Annotated in this window: 23 protein-coding genes, 1 pseudogene and 1 riboswitch; of the genes and pseudogenes, 18 read left to right on the forward strand and 6 right to left on the reverse strand. The window is 63.1% G+C overall.

Annotated elements, in window-relative coordinates; translation table 11 throughout:
- Positions 1-41: 41 nt before the first annotated feature.
- Together istB (RBB42_RS25730) and RBB42_RS25735 are read left to right on the forward strand one after the other, a co-directional pair.
- A complete protein-coding gene (istB, locus tag RBB42_RS25730) occupies positions 42-806 on the forward strand; it encodes an IS21-like element helper ATPase IstB (RefSeq protein ID WP_306043871.1) in 765 nt (254 codons plus the stop codon).
- Positions 807-1,267: 461 nt separating this feature from the next.
- Positions 1,268-1,672: a single-stranded DNA-binding protein gene (locus RBB42_RS25735; RefSeq protein WP_008335991.1), complete on the forward strand. Its 405-nt coding sequence runs from the start codon at positions 1,268-1,270 to the stop codon at positions 1,670-1,672.
- A gap of 139 nt (positions 1,673-1,811) precedes the next feature.
- Here the strand turns inward: RBB42_RS25735 and RBB42_RS25740 are convergent, their stop codons facing one another.
- A complete protein-coding gene (locus RBB42_RS25740) occupies positions 1,812-2,951 on the reverse strand; it encodes a hypothetical protein (protein WP_306043872.1) in 1,140 nt (379 codons plus the stop codon).
- Between the two features lie 302 nt (positions 2,952-3,253).
- On the opposite strand from RBB42_RS25740, the gene RBB42_RS25745 reads away from it, so the two are divergent.
- The 13 genes and pseudogenes from RBB42_RS25745 to istB (RBB42_RS25805) form a co-directional block, all read left to right on the forward strand.
- Positions 3,254-4,453 (forward strand): DUF932 domain-containing protein, encoded by a 1,200-nt coding sequence (locus RBB42_RS25745; RefSeq protein WP_306043873.1) that lies wholly within the window; start codon positions 3,254-3,256, stop codon positions 4,451-4,453.
- A gap of 128 nt (positions 4,454-4,581) precedes the next feature.
- Complete coding sequence (locus RBB42_RS25750) at positions 4,582-5,022, forward strand: JAB domain-containing protein (protein WP_306043874.1); 441 nt, start codon at positions 4,582-4,584, stop codon at positions 5,020-5,022.
- Positions 5,023-5,132: 110 nt separating this feature from the next.
- A complete protein-coding gene (locus tag RBB42_RS25755) occupies positions 5,133-5,651 on the forward strand; it encodes a DNA repair protein RadC (protein ID WP_306043875.1) in 519 nt (172 codons plus the stop codon).
- A 97-nt stretch (positions 5,652-5,748) separates the two neighbouring features.
- Positions 5,749-6,240, forward strand: a complete 492-nt coding sequence (locus RBB42_RS25760) for a DUF6878 family protein (protein ID WP_306043876.1) — start codon at positions 5,749-5,751, stop codon at positions 6,238-6,240.
- A gap of 10 nt (positions 6,241-6,250) precedes the next feature.
- Complete coding sequence (locus RBB42_RS25765) at positions 6,251-6,628, forward strand: DUF6915 family protein (RefSeq protein ID WP_306043877.1); 378 nt, start codon at positions 6,251-6,253, stop codon at positions 6,626-6,628.
- Between the two features lies 1 nt (position 6,629).
- The gene (locus tag RBB42_RS25770; RefSeq protein WP_306043878.1) at positions 6,630-6,827 is read left to right on the forward strand and encodes a hypothetical protein; all 198 of its coding nucleotides are present in this window, start codon (positions 6,630-6,632) and stop codon (positions 6,825-6,827) included.
- 75 nt (positions 6,828-6,902) lie between these two features.
- Positions 6,903-7,322, forward strand: a complete 420-nt coding sequence (locus RBB42_RS25775) for a hypothetical protein (protein WP_306043879.1) — start codon at positions 6,903-6,905, stop codon at positions 7,320-7,322.
- Positions 7,315-7,959, forward strand: coding sequence for a DUF8835 domain-containing pootine (locus RBB42_RS25780; protein ID WP_306043880.1), 645 nt, complete (start codon positions 7,315-7,317; stop codon positions 7,957-7,959). Before RBB42_RS25775 ends, RBB42_RS25780 begins: the two co-directional genes overlap by 8 nt.
- Positions 7,960-8,024: 65 nt before the next feature.
- Complete coding sequence (locus RBB42_RS25785; RefSeq protein ID WP_306043881.1) at positions 8,025-8,426, forward strand: MbcA/ParS/Xre antitoxin family protein; 402 nt, start codon at positions 8,025-8,027, stop codon at positions 8,424-8,426.
- Complete coding sequence (locus tag RBB42_RS25790) at positions 8,423-9,124, forward strand: RES family NAD+ phosphorylase (protein ID WP_306043882.1); 702 nt, start codon at positions 8,423-8,425, stop codon at positions 9,122-9,124. The genes RBB42_RS25785 and RBB42_RS25790 overlap by 4 nt, the downstream gene beginning before the upstream one ends.
- Before the next feature lie 36 nt (positions 9,125-9,160).
- Positions 9,161-9,337 (forward strand): type II toxin -antitoxin system TacA 1-like antitoxin, encoded by a 177-nt coding sequence (locus tag RBB42_RS25795; RefSeq protein ID WP_306043883.1) that lies wholly within the window; start codon positions 9,161-9,163, stop codon positions 9,335-9,337.
- 865 nt (positions 9,338-10,202) lie between these two features.
- Positions 10,203-11,273 carry a MobQ family relaxase gene (gene mobQ / locus RBB42_RS25800; RefSeq protein WP_306043900.1) on the forward strand — a complete coding sequence of 357 codons (1,071 nt, stop codon included), beginning with the start codon at positions 10,203-10,205 and terminating at the stop codon, positions 11,271-11,273.
- Positions 11,246-11,872: pseudogene (gene istB, locus RBB42_RS25805) on the forward strand (IS21-like element helper ATPase IstB); the annotation flags it as partial. The gene mobQ and the pseudogene istB (RBB42_RS25805), both read left to right, overlap by 28 nt.
- A 275-nt stretch (positions 11,873-12,147) precedes the next feature.
- On the opposite strand, the gene RBB42_RS25810 reads toward istB (RBB42_RS25805), so the two are convergent.
- The 5 genes from RBB42_RS25810 to RBB42_RS25830 form a co-directional block, all read right to left on the reverse strand.
- Positions 12,148-13,206: a FecCD family ABC transporter permease gene (locus RBB42_RS25810; RefSeq protein WP_306043885.1), complete on the reverse strand. Its 1,059-nt coding sequence runs from the start codon at positions 13,204-13,206 to the stop codon at positions 12,148-12,150.
- Positions 13,207-13,210: 4 nt separating this feature from the next.
- Positions 13,211-14,146: an ABC transporter substrate-binding protein gene (locus RBB42_RS25815; protein WP_306043886.1), complete on the reverse strand. Its 936-nt coding sequence runs from the start codon at positions 14,144-14,146 to the stop codon at positions 13,211-13,213.
- Positions 14,143-14,943, reverse strand: coding sequence for an ABC transporter ATP-binding protein (locus RBB42_RS25820; protein ID WP_306043887.1), 801 nt, complete (start codon positions 14,941-14,943; stop codon positions 14,143-14,145). Before RBB42_RS25820 ends, RBB42_RS25815 begins: the two co-directional genes overlap by 4 nt.
- Positions 14,940-15,335 (reverse strand): DUF1636 family protein, encoded by a 396-nt coding sequence (locus RBB42_RS25825; RefSeq protein WP_306043888.1) that lies wholly within the window; start codon positions 15,333-15,335, stop codon positions 14,940-14,942. Before RBB42_RS25825 ends, RBB42_RS25820 begins: the two co-directional genes overlap by 4 nt.
- A 119-nt stretch (positions 15,336-15,454) precedes the next feature.
- Positions 15,455-15,671: riboswitch (cobalamin riboswitch) on the reverse strand.
- A 247-nt stretch (positions 15,672-15,918) separates the two neighbouring features.
- Complete coding sequence (locus RBB42_RS25830; RefSeq protein ID WP_306043889.1) at positions 15,919-16,215, reverse strand: hypothetical protein; 297 nt, start codon at positions 16,213-16,215, stop codon at positions 15,919-15,921.
- A gap of 177 nt (positions 16,216-16,392) precedes the next feature.
- Between RBB42_RS25830 and RBB42_RS25835 the strand changes: the two genes are divergently transcribed.
- The 3 genes from RBB42_RS25835 (at position 16,393) to RBB42_RS25845 (ending at position 23,100) form a co-directional block, all read left to right on the forward strand.
- Positions 16,393-20,769 (forward strand): strawberry notch family protein, encoded by a 4,377-nt coding sequence (locus tag RBB42_RS25835; protein ID WP_306043890.1) that lies wholly within the window; start codon positions 16,393-16,395, stop codon positions 20,767-20,769.
- A 3-nt stretch (positions 20,770-20,772) separates the two neighbouring features.
- On the forward strand, positions 20,773-21,804 hold the full coding sequence (locus RBB42_RS25840; RefSeq protein ID WP_306043891.1) for a DUF7146 domain-containing protein: 1,032 nt from the start codon (positions 20,773-20,775) through the stop codon (positions 21,802-21,804).
- 363 nt (positions 21,805-22,167) lie between these two features.
- The gene (locus RBB42_RS25845; RefSeq protein ID WP_306043892.1) at positions 22,168-23,100 is read left to right on the forward strand and encodes a DUF2493 domain-containing protein; all 933 of its coding nucleotides are present in this window, start codon (positions 22,168-22,170) and stop codon (positions 23,098-23,100) included.
- Positions 23,101-23,106: the final 6 nt, after the last annotated feature.

The following is a 23,106-nucleotide window of genomic DNA, read 5'->3' on the forward strand; positions in this document are numbered from 1 at the left end:
ATCCGGGGTCAGAACTACTACCACTGAAAAGGAGAAAACCCTTGCTGACACATCCCACATCCGACCGGCTAGAGGCCATCGGCTTCAACGGCATGGCCAAGGCGCTGGACGAACAGCGCCGCGCCGGCGCCACGTTCGAAAACCTCAGCTTCGAAGAGCGGCTGGGCCTGCTGGTGGATCGAGAGGCGACCGAGCGCGGTGCCAAGAAGCTGGCGACACGGCTGAGGTTCGCCGCGCTCCGGCAGGCAGCCTGCGTCGAGGACATCGACATGCGCAGCCCGCGCGGCATCGACAAATCGGTCATGGCGCATCTCATCGACGGTGGCTGGATCGACCGGCACGAGAATTTGCTGGTCACTGGGCCAACAGGCCTGGGGAAGAGTTGGATTGCCTGCGCGCTCGGCCACAAGGCCTGCCGCGACGACCGCAGGGTCATGTACCACCGCGTCCCACGGCTCTTCCTGGCACTGGCCATCGCCAGGGGCGACGGCCGCCACGCCCGTGTCCTGAAATCCATCGAGCGTACCGAGCTTCTGATCCTGGACGATTGGGGGCTGTCGGTGCTCGCCGCCACCGAACGCCGTGATCTCCTGGAAATTCTGGAGGACCGGCAGGGCCGAGGCTCCACCATCGTCACAAGCCAGTTGCCGGTCGACCAATGGCACGAGGCCATCGGCGACCCAACCCTTGCCGACGCCATCCTCGACCGCCTGGTCCACAACGCCCACCGCCTCACCCTGACCGGAGAAAGCATGCGCAGAAAGATGACCGCCGCAAAACCGCTTGACCAAACAGGTCGGGCCTGACTCAATGAACCTTGTCGACCAGCCTGCCCACATCCGTGAAATGGCTGCCCGAGATGGCGTGAAACGCGTGCCCGAGATCGCGTGAAATCACTGCCCATGTTCCGCGAAACACGCAGGTTGAGAACTGGTGATAGCCACTTTGGCCGCTAGCGGTGTGCTGGGCTTTGGGTCAAACAGTCCTGATTGGCAAGGGGACATGGTCTGGCATGGGCTCCCCCGCATCTCTCTGTCATCTGGGCCATCCCTTCGACTGACAATCCCCTAATCCCGTTTGGGTTCTCGCGCGCAACCCCGCGTCAGTCCGGGCCGTGTTGGCCGCCTTTGGCGTCCTGCCCGCTCCACCCCGGTCCTCTGGGGGTTTCCGGCGTCCGTTCCCTCCACCGTGCACGCGTCACCCGACGGGCTTTTTCAGGGTCTTGTCGAAGGGACGGTCCCGAAGACAGGAAACACAGGAGCTTATTATGCAGAACATCGTCATCCTCGCCGGCAACATTGGTCAGACCCCCGAAGTCCGCACCACCCAGAGCGGCACCAAGATCACCAACTTCAGCCTCGCCACCTCGCGCCCCCGCCTCTCGGAAGGCCGAGTGATGCGCGACGAGAACGGCTACCGGGTCATGGACACCGAATGGCACCGCATCACCTGCTTCAACGGTCTCGGCAAGACGGTCGCCGAGCACTGCGAAAAGGGCATGAAGGTCCTCGTCCACGGCCGCATCCACTACACCAAGTGGATCGACAGCATGGGGAACGACCGCTACGGCTGCGAGATCATCGCCGAGAAGGTCGACTTCCTGAGCCGCCCGAAGTCGGCCGAGAACGAAAACCCCGAGCTGGTCGACCGCGACGACGAGATCCCGTTCTGAGGAGCGGGGTCTCCCCCTCGGGCCCGGCGGGTTAAACCGCCGGGCTAAAAGTCTCTTCGGGCCACTGGAAAAGGCACCCACGCTAGCCTTCCGGTGCTGAGCGCCTTGAATACGCCTAATTGTTCAACGTGCGCACGAGCTAGATTTCGTCTTTGGTTCTGGTCGCGCCGTGACTGCGATACGCGTCGAGCATCAACCGCGTATATTCGGCCGTGCTCTGGGTCACGGTGCCCAAACCGGGCCATGCGAACAACGGATCCGACCAAGTAACTTCCAACTCAATCTCGATCCCAAGCAGTGCGGCCACTTCGATCGCAGCGGTCGGCTCCTTGTCCTCGGGCCAGTAGTGATCCTCGAAGGAAACAACCACGTCGAGATCGTCATCAACCCAGATTTCGGCCAGACTCGCTCCCATGCGCTCGCTGGCATTGGTCGCATCCTCGAACAGGGCAGCCCGGATCAAATGGGTCACCTGGTCACTGTTGAGGTCAAGCCTTGGCCGCGGATCTATAACTGACACGATGGGTTCAATCTCTTGCCTTTCGGCGCGGGATTGAAGTGGCACTGGTTTTTCATCGTTCGGTCCCAGCCAGAGGGCTTCTGGAAAAATGTTGATTGGTGATGCGCCGCAGCTGGGGCAGTGCCATTGGTTTCCAGCGATCTGTGGGCCGGTGATCTCTGAGTTGCAGTGAAGGCAGTACCAGAGGTTCGATTCCTCCATCTCCAAGAACGGGTGCCGCACATTTCCTTCCGCATCCGGCTTTGTGGCGCGCCGTGGCCAATCGGCAAATCGCCGCGCCTTGACGCTCTGCATCAATTCCCTCGCAATCCCGATGGCTTCTTCACGTAGCACGCGATCGTTCATCGGGCTGGTCTGGGCATGCTTGATGTCGATCTCGACACGAGGGGCGGCCAAAGGGTTTTCTGGCAGCACGATCTGCCAACCCTCAACATCCATGCGGACGTCACCAAGCATTGATTTCATTTCGTATGGATGCCCCCGTACTTCTCCTCGAGTGACGGCATCGGGGCTTCCGAAGATATGGTCGAAGGTCGCACCCTCGTAGGAAGTGATCCGTTCCACGAAGGCCTTGATCGTGGCAACTTGTGCTTCGGAGGGAACCCACTCTCCTTTGGCGCTGCCTGTCAACGCATTCCAATGAGCAAAGCCCATTCGACTGGCAACAAAGTCGAGCGCTACGTGCTGTGGTTGACCCGTCGCCCTAGCGTAACGCTTCGCCAGGAGTTTCAAAGTCTTAAGCTTAGTGTACTCTGTCATGATCCATGTCCAAGCCGGATCTGACTAGGTGCCCGCTGCTAATCAGACCCGCCGATGGCATGAGGTCTCTGTTCGAAATCAAGATCGCTGCAAAGCTTCGCGTGGCGGGCACACCGGCCTGCGAGAAAGGCCTTGTTTAACCTCTGCCATTTTTGAACGCAGGTCAACACCAGCGAGTTGCGGGCGTGCGGCGCCTCCGACTTAGCGCCGTTTGCCCGAGAGAGTTTGAGGTTGGCCGGTTTCCCGGTGACGGGTTGAGGGCTGGGAGAGTGGCTCCCGGCGCCTGTCGCGGAGGAATGCCGATGGGCGTTGTGGAAGTTCTGGATGCGGTACAGCCGACGCGGGCTGGTGGCTGGAAAGTGGATGTGAGCCGGGGTGACCGGAATGGGCGGGTGTCGTCCGAATGGTTCAACAGGCCGGATGACGAGCGGTACCTGTCGCTCGACGATCTCTGGGCCGATGTGAAGGGTCGCTCTGAACGCAGCCGCAGCCGGGTGGTGCAAACCGCCGACATCCGTGTCGAGGCAGCGCGCGACAGTGCAGAGCGGCTGCACTTGGTCCTGCCGAAAGCGCATGAGCCGGTCGCACCCACGCACTGGGCCTTCGGCCAGCTTGCCAGCATCGTCGGTGCCCCGGCATCCTACCTGCGGCAGCTTCCCGCGCCTCTGGCGGGGATCAACCTGCAATACGGTTTGACCAACCACCGCGCCGAGCAGGTGAAGACCTTCGAGACCGAGGATGGCCGCACGGAACTGCGCGCCGTAACCGGTCCCGACTACGGCCGCATCCATGACTTCGAGCTTGTCGAGGCGGTTCAGCGCATCGCGGGCAATGGCACGGGCGATACGCGCTGGAAGGTACCGGGTGTGCTGGATTGGTCGACCGGAGTCTACAACCCCGATGTCGAAATCAGCCGCGACACGACCACGCTCTACGCCTCAGACCGCGATGTCTTCCTGTTCCTGGTCGACGATCGCAATCCGATCGAAGCAGGCAAGTTACCCGACGGCTCCCCCGATCTCTATTTCCGGGGCTTCTATTGCTGGAATTCCGAGGTGGGCGCGAAGACCCTTGGCATGGCGAGCTTCTATCTGCGGGCGGTGTGCCAGAACCGCAACCTCTGGGGTGTCGAGGACTTCCAAGAGGTCAAGATCCGTCACTCGAAATACGCCGCGTCGCGCTTCGCACATGAGGCCGCGCCCGCGTTGACGCGGTTTGCCAATTCCTCGCCGCAAGGATTCGTGAACGGGATCAAAGCGGCGCGGCAGCAGATCGTGGCGCGCAGCGACGAGGACCGCGCGGATTTCCTGCGCAAGCGTGGTTTCTCGAAGGCCGAATCCGGCAAGATCATCGAGAAGGTGCTGATGGAGGAAGGCCGCCCGCCCGAAAGCATCTTCGACTTCGTCCAAGGCATCACGCGACTTGCGCGCGACAAAACCCAGCAGGATGCCCGCCTCGACATGGAAGGGCGCGCCAAGAAGCTCCTCGACCGGGTCGGTTGAGGCGAACTTCGATAGGGCGACCGCCTGCAAGCGTGGCGGTCGTTTCACCTCACTTATCACATGCACGCCGCTGGCCTTGCCCGATAGGGCAGGAGCCTTCGGGATTCGTGCAATACAGCGAGACCCCCATGACCCCCCAGGAAGAAACCGTCATCCTCGAGGCCCGTGACATCCTCGGCCGCTATCTCAGCCGAAACCCCGTCATCGATAGCTGTCAGGCGCTTCTTGACTATTGCGCGCTGACGGTGCGCGGGCCGATCGAGCGGTTCCACGTGCTCTATCTCGACCGCAAGAACCGGATCATCTCCGATGAACTCCTCTCGACCGGCACAGTCGACCATGTTCCAGTCTATCCACGCGAGGTGATCAAGCGGGCGCTGATGTTGAACGCCAGCGCCCTGATCCTGATCCACAACCACCCGTCGGGCGATCCGACGCCTTCGGAGGCCGATCTCAGCATGACCAAGGAGATCCAGAAGGGGTGTCGCTATCTCGGCCTCACGCTGCACGACCACATCATCGTCGGCGCCGGGACGGAACTGAGCCTGCGGACCCTGGCCAAGCTCTGACGCGCCATTCGGATCTGCAGCCGTCGCCCCTTGGAGGACGAGGGCGGCGGTTCGGTCTTTGACGGTTTGAAGCGGGGAGAGAGGCTCTCCGCACCGTCGGAGGTATTCCCATGTTCGACCTTCCTCTCGAAACTCGGCCAGCTACGCAGACAACAGGTTTGCCGCCGAGCTTCCTGACCATTCTTGCAGATCAAGACTTGCCGTTCGCACTCACGACGGCTTGTCATGCTCCCGCAGCGCTCATGTACGGGCAGGCACACCCCAAGGTACTAGAGCGGTTCGCCACGCTGGCCGAGGCCATGCAGGGGGCAATCGTTCACGCCGAAGATATCATACCTGAAGACGCTCCGCGCATCCTGGCAATCCTCGATCGGGAGGGCCGTCTCGTTCTGGCCGGAGCTACCTATGAAGGCGGGGTCGCATGGTGCCACCCGGTCTCGGATGCCGCCGAAGCCCGCGCCGTCGTGTCCGAGGCCAGCCAGACCCGCGCGCAGGCCATGCGGGCGGCCGAGTGGCATGAACATGGCCTCGCGCGACGGCTGCGGCACCACGCCGACGTTCTCGATGCCCGTCTTGTCGATCCGCTCTGGCGTGTCTTCGCGTCTCGCGCACTGCAGATCGCGGCGTGACGCCCAAGAGTCAGAGAAGGGCAGGGGAGGATGTGAGCCTAGGAGGACGAGAGAGAGCCTCGGGGTTCAGATCCTTTCCCTCATTTCGGAGTTTCCAATGTCCAAGATCGAACCCACCCTGGCCGCGCCGATGGCGCCGTCCAGGATTGATTTCGCCGGCGTGCTGGCTCGGCAGTCCGAGCGTGACGCGCGGATCGCAGCTTTGCGTCCGGCCAACAAGGAGCGCCTCTTCGATGGCCTGACTGCCGCGGGCATCACCCATGTGACCGTGAGCTTTGACGGCTATGGCGATAGCGGCCAGGTTGAAAGCATCGAAGCCTACGCTGGCGACGCCGAAGTCACTTTCCCCAAGACCCAGATCGCCTATGCCGCATTGACATGGGACGACCCGGAGGTCGAGATGCGGGCGCTTTCGCTCGAAGATGTCGTGGAGCAACTGGCGTACGACTTGCTGTCTGACACCCACGGCGGTTGGGAAAACAACGACGGGGCCTACGGCGAATTCTGCTTCGACGCGAGCGCTCGCACCATCCACCTCGAGTTCAACGAGCGCTTCACCTCGTCCGAACTCTACACACACGACTTCTGAGGGGGCGGCGATGGCACATCCCTATCACCACGCCCTGTCCTCGGTGAAGAAATGGGGCGGCACGGTCGAGGATTACTTCGCCGTGCATTCCTGGTTCGACCAGAGCAAGGAGATCACAGCCGATTTTCGGCACCGGGCGTTGCGCCACCATGCCGAGGGCATCTTCATGGCCGAGACAATCTTTGGTCTGACGCTTACGCTCTCGACCGGACGCATCATCCCGACCCGGTGGGTCGGCGAGCAGCATGTTCAGGAGGACCTCGGCTTCATCCCGAGCTTCGCCGATTGGGTGAAGGCCATTCGGCCCGAGCCTTGGATGGGTCGGACCGAACGGATCGAGGCTCAGGTCGATCCGCATCTCGTCTCGCCCGTGGTCGAGGTCACGTGACATGACCGATCCCACATATCTACGTCTTGGCGTGCCGCCGACCGCTTCGCGACTGGCAGTGGTTCGCGCGGCGGTCCGGGCGCTGCACCCCAACACACGCGCCGTTTGCGGCCTCCGGACCGCGCGCAAGCGTTTCTACCGGCAAATGCTCTGCGCGCATGCCGCAAGAAAGGCGGCAGACGACACGTCGATCGGCTGATCGCTCCCGGCCGACCCTTCATCCCGATTCAGTACCCGGCCTCTCGGCCGGGTCTTCCCCATTCAGGAGGTCTCCATGGCGGATTACTTCACCCATTTCTCGTGCCTGCTCGATGTCGGCACTCCCGATAAGGCGGCCCGCGCGCTCGCGCTGTTTCACGATCTGCGCGCTGCGGATCAGGACGCCGACGACCCGGAGGTTGCCGGCTTTGATCTCGTGCGCCGGGACGCGCCCGAGGGCAGCATCCTCTGGATCCATGATGACGGGAACGGCGATGTCGAAGCTGTCATCCGCTTCGTGCTCCGCCTTGCGGACGACTTCGATCTCACCGGCCTTTGGGGCTTCCAATACGCTCTGACCTGCTCCCGTCCGCGCCTCGACGCCTTCGGCGGCGGCGCGCATGTCATCGATCTCGGCGCCCGCAAATCCATTGGCTGGACCAGCAGCCAAGAAAGGCTGGCCGCCGCGCTGAACGGGGAGGACGCCGATGCCTGAGATCATCTGCACCACCGTCTACCAGTTCGCCGAACTTTCGGAGGCCGCCAAGGAAAAGGCGCGTACCTGGTATCGCGAGCTCGGTCCCCACGACGATTGGTGGTATGCGGTCTACGAGGATTTCGAGCGGGTCTGTGAGATCCTCGGCATCCGCCTGAAAACCACCTCCGTCCGCCTGATGAGTGGCGGGACGCGGGCCAAGCCCTGCATCTGGTTCTCCGGCTTCTGGAGCCAGGGTGATGGAGCTTCGTTCGAAGGCTACTGGTCCCACGTCAAGGGCGCCGCCGCGCGCATTCGGGACTATGCCCCGACGGATGTGACGTTGCACGGCATCGCCGACCGGCTGCAGGCCATCCAGCGGCGGAACTTCTACCAGCTCGCCGCCGCGGCCAGCCACCGTGGCCGCTACTACCATGAACACACCATGTCGGTGGACGTCACGCGGGACAGCGCGACCTGGCAGCCGCCGACTGAGCACGCGGAAGAAGTCGTGACCGAGGCGCTGCGTGATCTGGCCCGCTGGCTCTACCGCCAACTTGAAGCCGAATACGACCACCTCACCTCGGACGAGGCCATCGAGGAGGGGATCATCGCGAACGCGTATACGTTCACGGAAGGAGGGCGGCGGTTCGGGTAACAGAGATCAAAGCGTAAGGTTCATTTGATCTTTACAGTGAGTTCATATGGACTATATTAAAGTCAATGGAGGACGCCATGCACGTTGCAGAGAAAATTCGGGAACCCGCACAGGTCAACGCCGTCGCGTTGAAAGCCTATGCCCGCGTGGCCGATGCCTGGGGTCTCAGTCTCAAGGAAGCGGCTGGCCTTGCCGACATGTCAGAGAGCACATGGAAGCGCGCCAAGAAGCCGGATTTCGCAGGAGAATTGACCAAGGATCAGCTTCTCCGGCTGAGCGCCGTCATCGGCATCTACAAGTCGCTCGAGCTCTATTTCTCGGAGCCTCTTGCAAGAAGCTGGTTCACCCGACCGAACACCGGTCCGCTCTTTGGGGGCGGCCGTCCGGTCGACACCGCCATCGACGGGGGCTTGCCGCAGATCCTCGCGGTTCGGACCTATCTTGATGCGTTGCGTGGTGGGGCATGAAGCAGACCGAGATTTCCGATCGCGGTCTCGTTCGTCTCCTGCCTGCCACCGACCACAAGCCACCATCGCTGCGCGGTCTCGTCGATACTGATGACGAGATGGAGATCTTGGCAGAGATCGAGGGCCTGACCAGTGGACGCCTACAGGCCGAACGCGGGCGCAACCCGCATCTGGACCCGCGCGAGCTTGCCTGGCAACGCCGCAGCCGCGATCTGCGCATCTATGGAGACAGTCACGTCAATGCCGCCTTCACTTACACCCGCGCCGGCGGTAACCGCTTCAACACCGAGGAGCGAGGTGCCTGGTATTGCGCATGGAATGTGATGGTTTCTGTCAGCGAAGTGGCCTGGCACCGCACACGCGAACTCGGCTTTACCGGCAGCTTCCACGACAGCGCCCGCTATGTGGAATTGCTGGCCGACTTCATCGGCGTCTTCGATGATATTTCCGATGAGGCAGGTCATCCCGCGCTGCATCCGGATCCGGCTGTCGGGTATCCCGAGGGCCAAAGCCTGGCCCAGCATCTGCGCCGGGACGGATCCAAGGGACTGATTTACCATTCGGTCCGCGCTCCTGCTCCGGGCGGGAATTGCTTGGTCTGCTTCGAGCCGCACGCCATCCAGAACGTCCGGCCGGGCGCGTCTTGGGATCTTGTTTGGGATGGGACACCGCACTACTCGATTACGGCCGTCGGCTGACAAGTTACAGCGCATGCGCCATTGGGGTCCGAAGAAATGAAACAGGCAAACGACAACAGCGCGGGCGTCACGAACTTGAAGCCATGCGACCATCAATCGTTCTTTGAGGCGTTGGATTCTCCACCCTCACCGACAGAAGCGCTACGGACAGCATTTCGCAGGCGGAAGGAGTGCCTTGGCGATCTGGGTGCTAAGGCAGAAAACGGCGGCTGACGGTCGTCACCTGTTCACGTTGTTCCGTTTCTTCTAGAGCGCCTTGTCGAGGAGTGCCGCATCCGTCACCGAGCGCCGTTCGTTCTGTCGGAGCTACCAGTTGACGAGCCGTAACAAAGCTAAGCAGAAATCGACGCCCCTAAGGGCGCACTTATGCAAACTCTCCACCTGCGGTTCCGAGATTTGCGTGCGATCTCCTTGAGGCGGGGCCTCAGCCGATGGCGAACTCCGTCCGACGCGATGCGCGCCGGAATGAAAGACCCTCCCGGCCTCTCAAACTCTCCAGGGCCATCTTGTGCAGATGGATCGCGTCCCGCAGCGCGCCCCCTTGTCGGCATCCTGTGCCCCGTGGCCAGGGCTGGATCGCCGGGGGTGCCGCGCTGGCGGGCTGCGCGGATCGTTGGACCTGTCCATGCCGATCCTTGCCGGGTTTGCCGGTGGCAAACCGCCCCTTGGGCGGCTTCGGACGGGCTGTCTTTTCCCCTCCGGCCCCGGCCTTCCAGTCGGCAAGCCTCCGGGAAAAGACGATTGAGCGTCTCCCCGACGGCTCCGGAACGCGAGGTTCCGAGGCCCCCGGCTTGCGCTCGACAGGGAGGTTGAAGCCGGTCCCGTCCACGAGGGTGACGGGCCCGGCTCACCTCCCATCCTGCGCCAGCGCCCTGGCTCCGGTCACGGGCCAGGAGCCGGTCGGCACGGGTGTGCCTGGCGCGGCGCAGCGGCGGCGTTCGCATCGCGGGCGGGGGGAGGCGGCATGGCGAGCTACCACCTCTCCGTGAAGACGATCAAGCGCAGCGCCGGGCGCTCCGCCACGGCGGCAGCAGCCTACCGTGTCGGGGAGCGCATCGAGTGCTAGCGAGAAGGCCGCATCCACGATTACACCCGCAAGCAGGGCATCGAGGAGACCTTCATCCTGACCCCGAAGGACGCGCCGGATTGGGCGCTGGACCGCTCCCGCCTCTGGAACGAGGTCGAGGCCAGCGAGACCCGCCGCAACTCCGTCACCGCCCGCGAGTGGGAGCTGGCGCTACCGTCCGAGATCAGCGCCGAGGATCGGTCGCAGATCACGCGCGACTTCGCTCAGGAGCTGGTCAGCCGCTACGGCGTGGCCGTCGATGTGGCGATCCATGCGCCGCACCGCGAGGGCGATCAGCGCAACCACCATGCCCATGTCCTGACCTCCACCCGGAAGCTGGAGCCCGAGGGCTTCACCGCCAAGACGCGCGTGCTCGACTCTGCCAAGACCCGCGGTGTCGAGATCGAGCAGATGCGCGGCGTCTGGGCCGATCTACAGAACCGCGCACTTGAGCGGGCAGGGGAGGTGGAGCGCGTCGATCACCGGTCGCTCGAAGCGCAGCGGGAGGCGGCGTTGGAGCGGGGCGACGCGCTGACGGCCGAGGAGCTGGACCGTGACCCGGAGCTGAAGCTGGGACCGGCGGCGAACTCCATGGAGCGGCGCGCGAAGGCGATGGCCGAGCGGCAGGGCCGGGAATACGTTCCGGTCACGGAGCGCGGCGCTGTTGTTCATGCCGCCCGGCAGGCCCGTGCGGCGTTCCGCGAATTGCGCGAACGCCTGGACATCGCGCGGGAGACCTACGGGGCCGAGCGGGACGCGGGGCAGGGGCGTGTCTCGGCCGGTCTGGCGGCACTCCGGGCGGCAGCCGTGAAGGAGCGCGGCGCACGGGCCGGGCCGGAGGATATGCGGGAGCGTCTTGCGCGCGTTGTAGGCCGGTCAGAGGGTCAGGGCGACACACCGTTGAAACAGCACAAGCACGGAGTCTTCATTGGATCAAGTCGCGCGACGACGCCTCAACAAAAGGGCGGGAATGGCCTCGGTCGGTGTGGCGGGTATTCTTGTTCTCGCCAAACTGTGGGCTTTCGCAGCAACCGGTTCTCTCGCAATTGCCGCTTCTGCTGCGGCTTTGTGAACTGGAACTGATCGAGCGCGAACGCCGGATGATCGAACGCCGGATCAAGGCCGCGAAGTTCCCGGCGACCAAGAGCCTGGACAGCTTCGACTTCAAGGTCATCCCCTCGGTCAACAAGGTCTTGACCATGGAGCTTGCCCGCTGTGCCTTCGTCGACCGACGCGAGAACGTTATCGCCCTGGGCCCGAGCGGCACCGGCAAGACGCATGTCGCCCTGGGACTCGGACTGGCGGCCTGTCAGAGAGGCCTCAAGGTGCGCTTCACGACCGCCGCCGCTCTGGTTCACGAACTGATCGAGGCGGTCGATGAACGTCGGCTGCAGCGTCTGCAAAAACTCCTGGTCAGCCAGGACCTGCTGATCATCGACGAACTGGGCTTCGTTCCCCTCAGCAAGACCGGCGCCGAGTTGCTGTTCGAGGTCATCTCCCAACGCTACGAGCGCGGCTCCATCGTCATCACTTCCAACCTGCCATTCGATGAATGGACCGAGGTCTTCGGCTCGGAACGCCTCACAGGCGCCATTCTGGACCGCCTGACCCACCATGTGCACATCCTGGAAATGAACGGCGAAAGCTTTCGGCTACGCGAAAGCCGCAAAGCCAAAAGCTGAAACCAGGAAACGCTGAATCAGACGGGCTGGCCTGCGGCCAGCGCGCCTTAGCACACGTCAGCTACATGGAGAGCACGCGCGCCAAGGCGCGGCACAAACCCAAAACTGGTCGATATCTCTCCGGGGCACTGACCCTTATTGCTCCGGGATTGACAGAAATCGGTTGTTATCGCCGATGACATAAACGTATGAGTTTTGACACATCTTGCGATGCAGAGAAGGTCAGCGACGAGCCAACCCACGAATCTAGCACTAACCACAAATGACCGACGGATTTACATTCCAGTCCTTCGCCTACCCAATAGCCAAACGAAAAACACGCCTCCGACCAGTCCTGTCACGATGCCGATGGGCATATCTTCAGGGGCCATGACTGTGCGGGCGGTGATATCTGCCCAGAGGAGGAACACTGCGCCGATCAGGGCGGAGCCAGGCAAGACACGGGCATAGTCGCCGCCAATGATCATGCGTACCACATGGGGCACCATGAGGCCGACAAAACCGATGATCCCGGAAAATGCGACCATGACCCCAGTGATCAGTGCGCCGACCACAAAGACCGACATTCGGAACCTGGCGACTGGGATGCCAAGGGTTGATGCCGTCTCATCCCCCACTGTCATGGCATTCAGGTCCTGTGCACGCCACATCAGCCATCCAGCACACAACGCCAGAATGACCAGCGGGTAGATCAATTGACTCCATTGCGCGAGGCCGAGCCCACCCAGCATCCAGAAGACGACGATATGGGTGGCCTTGGGATCGGCAAGAAAGATCAGGACATTCGCGCAGGCCATGATGATGAAGGACACGGCCACCCCGGCCAGGACCAGACGATCAGCACTGGTTGCATCGGCAAAGCGGGAAACACCGAGCACGATCAACGTCGCCAGAAGTGCTCCGGCGAAGGCCAGCAACGGCACGGTCAACAGGCCAATGAACAAGCCGGTATGCAGGAGTGCGAGGATAGCTCCGAAGGCACCGCCAGAAGAGATGCCCAAGAGATGCGGATCGGCCAGCGGGTTGCGTGTCACAGCTTGAAGGCTTGCCCCAACCATCGCAAGACCCGCCCCAACCATCATCGCAAGGAGGGCACGTGGAAACCGGATGTCCCAGACGATGGCCTCCCGGCTACGCGACCATGTTTCTTCGATGATCCCCGGTGAAAGTTTGTTGAGGATGACGCCCCAAACTGTGCCCAACGGGACTGGGACTGCTCCGACCGAGATGGCAAGAGAGAGCGAGACCACAAGCAGGATTGCCCCGCCGACAAGAAAGGCGGGCATACGGCCAAACCTGCGGGACGCCTGTACGGTGTTCGTGATCTCGCTCATCTGATCACTCTGCCCAGAAGGCTTCGGCGAGTGTCTTGATCGCCTGGATGTTGCGCGGCCCAGGCGTAGCTTCGACATATTCCAGCGTCACAAAGCGATCATTCTTGACCGCGTCCAGATCGGCGAAGGCCGGGTTCGACATCATGAACTCCCGCTTCTGTTCGGCGGTCACTTCGCCATAGTTCACGATCATGATGACTTCTGGGTTGCGTTCTACAACCTCTTCCCAGGTCACCGTCGCCCAGCTTTTCTCGAAATCATCCATGATGTTGACGCCACCTGCAGCCTCAATAAGCGCGGTCGGCATGGCATAGCGGCCTGCGGTGAATGGGGTGTCTTCACCGCTATCATAGACAAAGACCCGCAGCGGTTCACCAGTCTCAAGTTCATCTGTAAAGGCGGCAAGGTCAGCGCGGTAACCCGCCACGAGTTCGGCAGCTTTGTTTTCAACACCGAAGATTGTGCCAAGGTTCATCAGGTCAGCATACATCATGTCGATGTTGGCCTTTTCGGTGTCCATGATGTGGGTGCAGGATTCAGTCAGTTCGTAAACCTGGATGCCGAAAGGTTCCAAGGTTTCTGGCGTAACTTCACCGCCCACCTTCATGCCATAATTCCACCCAGCAAAGAAGAAGTCAGCGTCGGCTCCGACGATCACTTCTTTTGACGGGTACTTGGCGGAAAGCTCCGGCAGTTCTTCGACACCTGCCCGCATTTCTTCGTCCAGTGTCTTCCAGCCAGAGATGCCCGTGTAGCCGACCATCCGGTCAGCAAGGCCAAGCACCAGCATCATCTCGGTCAGGTTCACGTCGTTCGAGATCGCCCGTTCCGGTGGCGCATCGAAAGTGACGCTACGGTCGCAGCTTTGCACGGTCGTTTCGGCAGCGGCGGCACCGGCGGCAATAATCAGGGCAGTTGAAGTCAGGAGATTTTTTTTCATGTGTGTGGTCCTTTGTTCTGAAGATGGAATGTGAGGTGATCAGTCTTGCTGCGTGAAAGCTGTTCCCGCCGGGTGATAACTTGAAAGGCGTCAGAGACGGCGGCCTCAGACAGCACCTGCTTCGGCGGACCAAAGCCCACGGTCTGCCCCGATTGGACAAGCAAGACATCGTCACACACCCCCGCTGCGAGATTCAGGTCATGCAGTGATATGACGATAGTCAGCGGCAGGTTGCGGATGAGGTCCAGAACCTCCAACTGATGACGAATGTCGAGGTGATTGGTCGGTTCATCAAGGATGAGAAGACGCGGTTCCTGTGCCAAGGCACGGGCCACCATCACCCGTTGGCGTTCCCCGCCGGACAGAGTGCTCAAATGGCGGCTGGCCAAACCATGCAGGTCCAGGCGGTCCAGTACATCACTGATGATGTCCTTGTCGTGGGAGCCGGTATTTCCACCGAATCCACGCCTGTGTGGCGTACGGCCCAAGGCCACGATCTCACCTACGGTCAGCGCGAAGTCGCCCGGCTGCTCCTGCAAGACGGCGGCAACGCGCTGCGCCACCAACCGCGCCGGAAGTGTCCAGATGTCATCTCCATCGACACGCACTGTGCCCGTCGTCGGGCGGTGAAACCGGTACAGTAACCGTAACAGCGTTGTCTTTCCCGCACCGTTTGGCCCGACGATCCCCAGAATCCGTCCAGCCGCCAACGCGAAACTGGTTGGCTGCAAGAGCGTCCCAGCGCCACGTCCTGGCGACCATGACAGGTCCTGCACAGAGAGGGTGGCGGCGCTCACGAGGCCCGAACCTGGTCTTCTTCAATGGCCATAATCGCCGCTGGTACGCGGGCAAGTGCGGACTTATGCAGCTTCCCGGGACGATCCACCGAAGAACACCACCCGTCGTGCAGGTAGGCATATTGCTTTGCAAAGGTCACGAGGTCGGCGATATCGGTCTCTGGATCGATATCGCCAAAGAGATAGGTGGCCTTCTTGCTGCCGTGGTAGGCGACCGTACAGGGCCGATCGCAGCCCGCCATGCAGGCGACACCTGATATCTCGAACGCCTCGGGGACGGCATCTCCAGCTTCGGCAATCGCCTGCCGCAGACGTTCGATCAGTTCATAGCCGGGGCGGCATTCGGTGCCCTTGTGCCGACAGGATATGCAAATTGTAATTCGATGATTCATCAGGCCCTCCGCCTCTCAGGCGGGCGAAGGAAGAACCATGTTGTGGGCGGTGAGACCGCTTTGCCATCATATGCTCCTGGCCAGGCACCCCGCCTGCATCGAGTTGAAATGCCGGAACGTGAAACGGACCGGTGATGGCAGGTCTCCTGACTTGCGGGTCGCGGCTTCCCCGAACCTTCCCGGACAAATCATCCAGTGGCTCATATCGGGGTCGCTCACCGCTCACAGTTGCGGGGGCAGTCACGGATTTGGTGCCTATTGGCTACGCCGCACCGTGTTCCCTTTTCATCTCGTCAGCACTTTAGGCGTTTGAGAACCATCAAGCGCACAAAGCATCAAATCGTATCTGCGGTCAATGCCTAGAGTTCGACACGATGCGGCACTGCAAGCTCTACAGGCAACGGAATCTTTGTCCGGCACACCGGACACAAACCCCTTGCCAATATCTATGCGTCAAAAACGGTCGTTTCTGGCCTTCAGAGCGAAGCACCCTAGTATCTAGCGCTTAGGTTGGACACAAACCAGGGTCGTAACCCTTCTGGTTCTGGGAGGATTTTGTCAGGGCGGTGGCGCATCGCTTCACTCACCTGTTCCCTTCGATCCACTTCGACATCAGTCCCTTGTCGCGGAAGCACTCGTCCGGGACGGCGCGGCGCTTGATCCGGGCGAGTTTCTCCGCGAAGGCCACCTGCCTGGACGTGGGCAGCTGGTTCATGTCCGATACCGGCTTCAGCCGGGCCTGAGCCTCGATCCAGGCGCTCAAGGATCGCCGGTCTTGCTGAACTTCCCAGGGCAGGAGCGTCCGGTTGCGCAGGGCGAGCGACCGTGCATAGGCGATCTGCTTGGGCGTCGCGGGCAGGGCGTGCGTGATGCTTTCCATGGGGGAACTCCCTTTCTGGCTTGGCTTTGAAAATAGAACAGAACAAGAACAAAATCAAGCCAAGCGTCGGGAACACCTCGGTGCGAGAGGGAGAGAGCGGCCGGGAAAGATCAGGTCCGAGGCTGCCCGAGAGAGGGTGTCCGGGCCTGATCCTGTCCTTCATTCCGGAGTTTCCCGATGACCCATCTTGCCCCTGTTGCGCAGGCGTCCTTGCCTGCGCCCATTGTTCCGTTGGCAGCAAATCCTGCCCCTGCGATCGTTGCTGTTGCCGAGGCGCTGCAGCCCGATCTGGCGCAAGGGCTTCAGATCGACGCGCTGCGCCTGCGCCGCGAGATGGAACATGCCTTTGGCGGTTCCGATGCGACCGGTGCCTGGGACTGGAAGCTCGCCTATGAGGCGAGCGAGGTGGCGCTGATCCTCTTTCTGCGAAAGTTCGGTCGGGCGCTGCTTGCGCGTGCCGGCTCGCCTGCGGCGCTCTTGCCGATCCTCGCCAAGATGGCAGGTCTCTTGCCCACGCACACCCGGCGGTCGGAAGAGATGGAGCGCTTTCAGCAATTCTCGACGCCGCTGCCCATGGGACTCGCGGCCTTGGCGGCGGCGCAGATCACCCCGCTTGACCTCGTCCTGGAGCCGTCGGCCGGGACCGGGCTCATGGCGGTCCTCGCCGAGATCGCCGGCGGCAGCCTCGCTCTGAACGAGTTGGCCGACACCCGCGCCGATCTTCTGCGCCTGCTGTTCCCGGGCCGACCGGTCACCCAGTTCGATGCAGCGCAGATCGACGATCATCTCGACGAAAGTTTGCGCCCAAGCGTCATCCTGATGAACCCGCCCTTCTCGGCTGTGGCCAATGTCGATGGTCGGACAACCGAGGCGACGGTGCGGCATCTGCGCTCTGCCCTCGCGCGTCTGGCCTCCGGCGGGCGGCTCGTGGCCATCACAGGAGCCGGTTTCGCGCCGGATGCGCCTGCCTGGGCCTCGACCTTCGGTCGTCTGACCGAGACGGCCCATCTCGTCTTCACCGGCGCCGTGTCGGGCGCGGCTTTCGCCAAGCATGGCACCAGCTTCGAGACGCGGATTTCTGTCTTCGATAAATGCCGCGGCGGCGAGCCGGGCGGCATCACCGCCGACCTGCGCCAGCCCCTGTCTCCGGACGTGTCACATCTGATGTCCCGGGTCACTGCAGAAGTTCCGCCGCGCCGCAAGTTGGATCCAGGTCCTGCTGCGGGTCTGGGCCACTCTTCCCTCTTCCCGGGAAAATCTCACCTCACCACCCGCAAGCCCGTCAGCCGATTCCGCGCGACCTCCGCAGCTCAACCGGCGAAATCAGACATACCGATCGAGGCCGAGAAACTGGACTACGCTCTCCGCGACGCCGCCGAGAACGCAGATGCCGCACGTCTTTCGGATGCGATCTACGAGACCTTCCGTTTGCAGGTGATCGACATCCCAGCAGCGGCCGCGCACCCGACCAAGCTGGTGCAATCGGCGGCCATGGCCTCTGTCGCACCCCCGAAACCCAGCTACCTCCCCAAGCTGCCCTCAGCCGTCCTGCGCGAAGGCCTCCTGTCCGATGCCCAACTGGAGACGGTGATCCACGCGGGCGAGGCGCATGGTGCATATCTCGCGGGGTCGTGGACTGTCGATGAAACCGGCGACATGGTCTCGGCCGCGCCCGACGATGCTGCGGACGCTGTCCGCTTCCGCCGCGGTTTCTTCCTTGGCGATGGCACAGGGGCGGGCAAAGGCCGCCAGTCGGCTGGGATTCTGCTCGACAACTGGTGTAAGGGCCGCCGCAAGGCGGTCTGGATTTCCAAGAGCGACAAGCTGCTGGAGGATGCGCAGCGCGACTGGTCGGCTCTGGGTCAGGAGCGCCTGCTCGTCACGCCGCTCTCGCGCTTTGCGCAAGGCCGCGACATCCCGCTCGCCGAAGGCATCCTTTTCACCACCTATGCGACGCTGCGCTCCGAAGAGCGCGGTGCCAAGAAATCCCGCGTCGACCAGATCGTCGACTGGCTGGGGGCGGATTTCGACGGGGTGATCCTGTTCGACGAAAGCCATGCCATGGCGAATGCCGCAGGGTCCAAGGGCGAGCGTGGGGACACGGAAGCCTCGCAGCAGGGCAGAGCGGGCCTGCGGCTGCAACACAAGCTGCCCAACGCCCGCGTGGTCTATGTGTCGGCCACGGGGGCGACCACGGTCCACAACCTCGCCTATGCGCAGCGGCTCGGCCTTTGGGGTGGCGAAGACTTTCCGTTTGCGACGCGGGGGGAGTTTGTCGAGGCCATTGAGGCGGGCGGCGTTGCCGCGATGGAGGTCCTCGCCCGCGACCTGCGGTCGCTTGGCCTCTACACCGCACGCTCGCTTTCCTATGACGGTGTCGAATACGAGATGCTGGAACATGCGCTCAGCCCCGAACAGCGCAGCATCTATGATGCCTACGCCGGGGCCTTCGCCATCATCCACAACAACCTTGCCGCCGCGATGGAGGCGGCCAACATCACGGGTGAAAGCGGCACTCTGAGCCGCCAGGCCAAATCCGCCGCACGGTCTGCCTTCGAGAGTGTCAAGCAGCGCTTCTTTGGTCATCTGCTGACCTCGATGAAAACCCCCACGCTTATCGCGAGCATTGAGGCCGATCTGGCGGGGGGCCATGCCGCAGTCATCCAGATCGTCTCCACCGGCGAGGCGCTGATGGACCGTCGCTTGTCGGAGATCCCGACCGACGAGTGGAGCGACATCCGCGTCGATATCACCCCGCGCGAATACGTCATGGACTACCTCGCCCATTCTTTCCCGGTGCAGCTCTATGAGCCTTTCACTGACAGCGAGGGCAATCTCTCGTCCCGGCCCGTTGTGCGGGACGGCCAGCCGGTCGAATGCCGCGAGGCCGCCCGCCGGCGTGATGCGCTGATCGAAAAGCTGGCATCACTGCCGCCCGTGCCGGGGGCTCTCGACCAGATCGTCCAGCGCTTCGGCACCGATCTCGTGGCCGAAGTCACGGGTCGGTCGCGGCGCATCGTGCGGAAGGGCGAGGGCCCTGCCGCCCGCCTCGTGGTCGAATCCCGTGCCGGGTCTGCCAACCTCGCGGAAACCGCCGCCTTCATGGATGACCAAAAGCGCATCCTGATCTTCTCGGATGCCGGTGGCACGGGGCGGAGTTATCACGCTGATCTCGGGGCCAGGAACCAGCGCTTGCGGGTGCATTACCTGCTCGAACCCGGATGGAAGGCTGACGCCGCCATTCAGGGCCTTGGGCGGACCAACCGCACGAACCAGGCGCAGCCGCCGCTCTTCCGGCCGGTGGCCACGGATGTGAAGGCGGAGAAGCGCTTTCTCTCGACCATCGCGCGCCGTCTCGACACGCTGGGTGCCATCACGCGGGGTCAGCGCCAGACCGGCGGGCAGGGGCTGTTCCGACCTGAGGATAACCTCGAAAGCCCTTATGCTCGCGATGCCCTGCGCCAGCTTTACCGCCGCATCTATCGCGACGATCTGGCGGGATGCTCACTTGGGGCCTTCGAGGATGCCACTGGCCTCAACCTGACCGATGACAACGGGCTGAAGGACGACCTGCCGCCGATCACGACCTTCCTCAATCGCCTGCTGGCGCTGACGATCGACATGCAGGCCGTGTTGTTCGCGGGTTTCGAAGAACTCCTCGACCAGCGAATTGAGGGCGCCATCGCCGCCGGGGTCTATGACCTCGGGTTGGAGACGCTGCGCGCCGAGAGCTTCCGCGTCACGGACGCGCGGGTGATCTATACCCATCCCGGGTCCGGCGCCGAAACCCAGCTCCTGACAATCGTAGAAAAGCGGCGCAACACGCCGACCGCACTGGCGGATGCGCTGGACTGGCTCGACGACCCGAAGGCACGGCTTCTGGTCAACAGCCGGTCCGGTCGCGCTGCGGTGCAGGTGCCTGCCACCAGCTTGATGCTCGACGATGGCACCATTGAGACCCGCCTTCGTCTGATCCGCCCAACGGAAGCCAGTACGGTCCCAGCCAAGATCATGGAGGACACCCACTGGCTGGAAGCCGACCGTGCGGCCTTTGCTGCCGCGTGGAATTCCGAACTGGCTGAAGTGCCCGAGTTCTCGGAATCCACCCTGCATATCGTGGCGGGGCTGCTGCTGCCGATCTGGAAGCAGCTCCCCCAGGATGAAACTCGCGTCTACCGCCTGCAGACCGATGACGGGCAGCGCATCATCGGCCGCCGCGTCTCGCCTGCCTGGGTCGCGACCACGCTGGCCGCCGATGCGCCTAAGCTCTCGGCCGCGCAGGTCCATGCCCTCGTTCTGGAGGGCAAGACCGTGGTGCGCCTGTCGGAAGGGATGGAATTGCACCGCTCGCGCGTCATGGGCGCGAACCGGATCGAACTGTCGGGCTTCTCGGAGGCAGCCAAGGATCGGCTCAAGGCCGATGGCTTCTTCTCGGAGATCATCAGTTGGAAGCTTCGGCTGTTCTGCCCGACCGACTCCGATGGCGTCGCGATATTGGATCGTCTGCTTGCACGTTGTCCTGTCGCAAGGCTACATGATCGCGGAGGTTGTTGACCCATGTATTCCGAGACCGAAGACCTCGTGCGCGATCTGGCAGAAAATGCTGAAGGCGTTTGTCGTGCCTACCTTCCCGCCGGACGGCGGGAAGGATCCTACTGGATCGTGGGTGACCTGCAAAACAATCCTGGCCGCTCGCTCTTCGTGCGGTTGACGGGCCCTGCGTCGGGGCCGGGGGCGGCTGGCAAGTTCACGGACGGCGCCACGGGCGAGCATGGCGATCTCCTGGATATCATCCGCGCCCGGACGGGGATCACGCGCTTCCCCGACCTTCTCGCCGAGGCCCGAGCGCATCTTGGCCGTCCGCAGCCGGTCGTCCCGGATAGGCAAGAGCCGAGGAAGGCCAAGGCGCCCGGTGGCACTCCTGCGGCAGCGGCGCGCTTGTTTGCTGCCTCGAACCCGATCACAGGCACGCTTGCTGAGACCTACCTCCGTTCCCGAGGCATCACCCAATTCGGGGCGAACGGCGCCTTACGCTTCCACCCGAAGTGCTGGCATCGGGAAGAAGGGCAGACCCGGAGCATCCCAAGACCGGCAATGATCGCGGCGGTTACCGATGGGGCAGGGGCCGTGCAGGGCGTGCATCGCACCTGGCTGGCGCCTGACGGACAGGGGAAGGCGGCAGTGAATCCAGAGCGTCGGGCTATGGGTCACCTCCTCTGCAATGCTGTCAGACTCACCCCGCAGGATGACATCCTCGTCGTCGGCGAGGGCATCGAGACGATGCTGTCCCTGTCCGAGGCGGCCCCCGGCCTTCCCGTCTGGGCGGCTCTCTCGTCGGGACACCTCGGGGCGGTCCTGCTGCCGGAGGGGCTCCAGCGCCTCTACATCGCCATCGACCGCGATCCGGCTGGGCAACGAGCGGCAGAGAAGTTGAGCGCCAAAGCCTCCGAGGTCGGGGTGCGCGTGCGGGTGCTGGAACCGCGGCTCGGGGATTTCAACGATGATCTTCGGGCGAACGGCAAGGACGCGCTGCGCCAGCATCTGGTAGGTCAGATCGGGCCAGAGGATCGGCATCGCCTGCCCAGCTGAGCTGCATCGCGCAGGGGGGGCTGGGAGTGCGGGGCAGGGGGCTGCATCCCAGTCGTGGCTCTGGATCGTCGTCCTCACCCCATCCCGGGCCTTGCGCATCCACCCGTCAGCCCTGCGCGGCCTTCAAGAGATGGGCAGGCCGTCAAAGCGGTAGCCCCTGCAAGGTCGGCAGGGAACCTATTTCCGCCGGCGGCAAAGCCGCCTTTGCATCGCGAGACAAATAGCCCCCCTTCCGACCTCCTCCACGCTGTTCCGGCCCCGGTGAAGCCGCGGTGAAGGGGCAACCGCCCCGACGGCTCGGGTCTGCCCATGAAGGCCGCGCGGGATGACGCGCGGACGAGACAGGCCCGGAGGCAAGAACTGATGACGATCCACACCCACGACGACGCGTATGAACCCGCCCATAGCGCATCCCAGACCGCCCATGCGCTCGACGAGCTCCAGCTCTACGGCTATCGCCCCTTTGACGAGCCCGATCCGCGCCCGATGCCCGATGGGCAGCGCCTCGCCATCGCCGTCGCCGACATCTTCGACGCCCTCGTCGCGACCCTGGAAGACACCCGTATGGAACCCGACCTCGAAGAGGTGCTCTGGGGCCAGGTCAACCTCTTCCACCGCGCCACGGCCCGGATCGAGCGGTCGCTTGACGAGAACGAGCAAGCGCAGCGCCGCCTCCAGCGCGAGCAGGACGGCTCCGAGGTCAAATCCACCGAACTCGAGCGCCTGACGGCCGAAGGCCTGACCCTCGTCGAACGGCGCAATTGCATGGACGTACTGCGCGATCACGCCGCATCCGAGTTCGTTCAGCACACGGGTTCCACCTGGCGCCCCCGCACTGGCTCGATGGTGAACCGCCAGCACATGACCGCAGCGCTCATCGACAGCCGCGACTTCCTGGCCGCCAAGCGCCGGGCAGAGACCGAAGTGATGCTTCCCGCAGGCCCCAAAGTCGCCCTCACCGGCGGGACCGATTTCAACGATCACCGTCTGATCTGGGGCAAGCTCGACCAGGTCCGGACCAAGTATCCCGACATGGTCCTTCTGCACGGTGGCAGCCCCAAAGGCGCGGAACTCATCGCCGCCAAATGGGCCGAGGCCCGGGGCGTGACGCAGGTCGCCTTCAAGCCAGACTGGACCAGGCACGCCAAGGCCGCGCCCTTCAAACGAAACGATGCGATGCTGGATGTGCTCCCGGTCGGGGTCCTCGTCTTCCCCGGAACCGGTATCCAGGAAAACCTCGCCGATAAAGCCAAAAAGCTGGGCATCCCGGTCATGAAGTTCGAGAAGGGGGCGTGAGCCCCC

Source organism: Mameliella sp. MMSF_3455 (genome assembly GCF_030733205.1).
Lineage (GTDB): Bacteria > Pseudomonadota > Alphaproteobacteria > Rhodobacterales > Rhodobacteraceae > Antarctobacter.